The sequence below is a fragment of the Rhodoluna sp. genome (assembly GCF_049276775.1).
Classification (GTDB): Bacteria; Actinomycetota; Actinomycetes; order Actinomycetales; family Microbacteriaceae; genus Rhodoluna.
Window position 1 is genome coordinate 1 of the sequence record NZ_JBASXC010000115.1, and the last position, 2,183, is coordinate 2,183.

At 50.0% G+C, this 2,183-nt stretch carries 2 protein-coding genes; both read right to left on the reverse strand.

Annotated elements, in window-relative coordinates; genetic code table 11:
• On the reverse strand, positions 1 to 315 hold a 315-nt coding region (locus WAO31_RS06790), incomplete at its 3' end, for a hypothetical protein (RefSeq protein ID WP_509591796.1).
• A 40-nt stretch (positions 316 to 355) separates the two neighbouring features.
• Positions 356 to 2,002: a metallopeptidase domain-containing protein gene (locus WAO31_RS06795; RefSeq protein WP_509591799.1), complete on the reverse strand. Its 1,647-nt coding sequence runs from the start codon at positions 2,000 to 2,002 to the stop codon at positions 356 to 358.
• Positions 2,003 to 2,183: the final 181 nt, after the last annotated feature.

Consider the following 2,183-nt stretch of genomic DNA (forward strand, 5'->3'; position numbering starts at 1 on the left):
CTCTTGGAGCTCCAAAACAACGGTGAAGTGTTGACCGGGTTCGTGCATGAGCTCTAAATATTGGCTGTAGGCATCTAGGGCAAAGGCATCACCATAGGTGGTGTCCACTTCTTGATCGAACCTTCCATTGCCTTTGAGCTTGGGAAGCGAGGTCACATAGGCGTCATACTCGGCTTGCTCTTCAGCATGCTCTGAGGTGGCCTTGCGCACCTCACGTCGGTAGTTCTCTTCTAGGTGCCTGCGCTGTTTAGTACCCTCGCGCCACATTGCCGCACCGAGACCGCCCAAGAATGCCCAGAATCCACCTTTAGCCACTTCTTCCTCCTAGTAAGAACCTAAGAGAGAGCGGGGACATTTAGCCGGAGACCTTGGAGACCTTTACGATGTCGGAATCCTTGCCAATTGAGTAGGCCTCAATCTTTATCCCCTCAATCACGATCGAATCACCCTGGAAGAAGATTGCGTCCAACTCACGCCAGTCTGGCCATGTGTTCTCTTGCCTGATGTATTCAGTGATGTCTCTGGGCGAGAGAATCACCTGATTACCCTGAGCGCTTGCCCTTGTAGCGTCAACTGTGTAAGCAATGAGCCCATTTGGTGAGTTGCCGGTTTCCACATCAAATTTCTTATCGAAACGTCGAGACTCGACCACGACTGCTTTTGTTTCGCTGAGCTTGATCACCAAAGCCTCCTTCTTACCTCCGACCAAGTTGACAGGAGTCAGTTCATAGAAGTCGGAATCTACCTCTTCTTTTGTCGTGCAAGCTATCTGGTCGTCATCAAGCCACCCGGCAAGCCAGCGAAGCCAAGTTGTCATGGTGCGCTGACCTCCGCCATGTTCGCTCATTACATCCCAGCCGCCTAATGGTGTAGCTACGTACTTTTTTGCACCTGGTTTGTTCTCGTCCTCATCTGCTTGGTGGGGTATACCGAGCATGTGACCGACCTCGTGGACGAAGTAGGACCATGTCGGCGTACCACTTGCTGTGCGTTGAATATTGAAGTCCCCAGGAGCCGCGATGTCGTAGATGGTTCTCTCGGCAGTTTTAAAGTTGCCGTTCCAGTCAAAATTAAACTCATGCGGACCGCCAACAAATACAGATTTGGCTGTCGGTATCGCAATGAGCACTATTTCAATGTCAGTGAAGTCAATTTCGTCGTCAACCGCAGCCACTACAGCGTCGTAAAAAACCTGCTTTTTGGGAGCCTCGCCTCGCTGTGCCTCTTCTTCTGGGCTGACAGTTGCATAGTCAAGATAAGACCCGGAGACGCGATGCCATTTGTCCTCAATATGCATCTTCATTTTGAGCTTGTTCTCTGAAGCCATCCAATAGAAGTCACTGAACATTTCAGCCGAATAATTGAAGTAGTCGTAGTCCGTTTGTGTTCCGGGCAGATCGGCCCAGTCCACAAAGATAAATGCCACGTCGATCTCGCCAGTTATTGGAAGAACGGTCGGAGCAAACGGGAAGGCCGTGGCGTTTCCTTTGTAGCGACCGCGAATCTCTCTTTCACCGGTGAAGTTCGGAACGGGGTCGCCAATTTTTCGCATTCTCGAATTTTCCTGAAGCTTGCATATATCTGCATCCAGGGAGAGCTCATCGGCCTCCTCTCTCACGTCGGGAGACTTCACGGTCAGCAGCACCTTGCCCGCATAGCTCCGAGCCTGAGTGGGCTTGTTCTGGAACCAAGTAGAAAGGTTTGGATTTAGCTGCTTGGCATATTCACATGCTGCCTTTGCACGCTTTCTAACCATGATGTTCACACTCATTGGCTGTGAGTAATACCTAATACCCGTGCAGATGAACTTCTCAGCTGTTGGGTTTGCATCAACCGCAGCCTTGACCTGAGCTTTTTGCTGAGAAGTAAGGGTGGTTGCGGTTGAGCTAAAGGCAGACAGAGTCTTTTGATAGACCGAGTACTTCACCCCTGCGGATTGGGTCGGCGTTGCAAATGAAACAACTAAAAACAAAGAAGCGAAAACTGCGAGCAATTTCTTCATTGGATCCCCCAATACAACTGTTTTCAACCTAACCCGTGGTGGGTGGCCAAATCAAGACCAGAATTTAACTCTTCTAATTATGAGGTGGGTAGTACTTCCTCCAGAGGACAGTACTCGTCGTACTTCCGACTCCGGTCACGATTTTCTTCGGTTATACACACATAGTTCCCGTGTTGAATCT

What these genes read in the sequence shown, in the direction of transcription:
- WAO31_RS06795 (WP_509591799.1), bottom strand. Translation starts at nt 2,002, where the DNA reads ATGAAGAAATTGCTCGCAGTTTTCGCTTCTTTGTTTTTAGTTGTTTCA.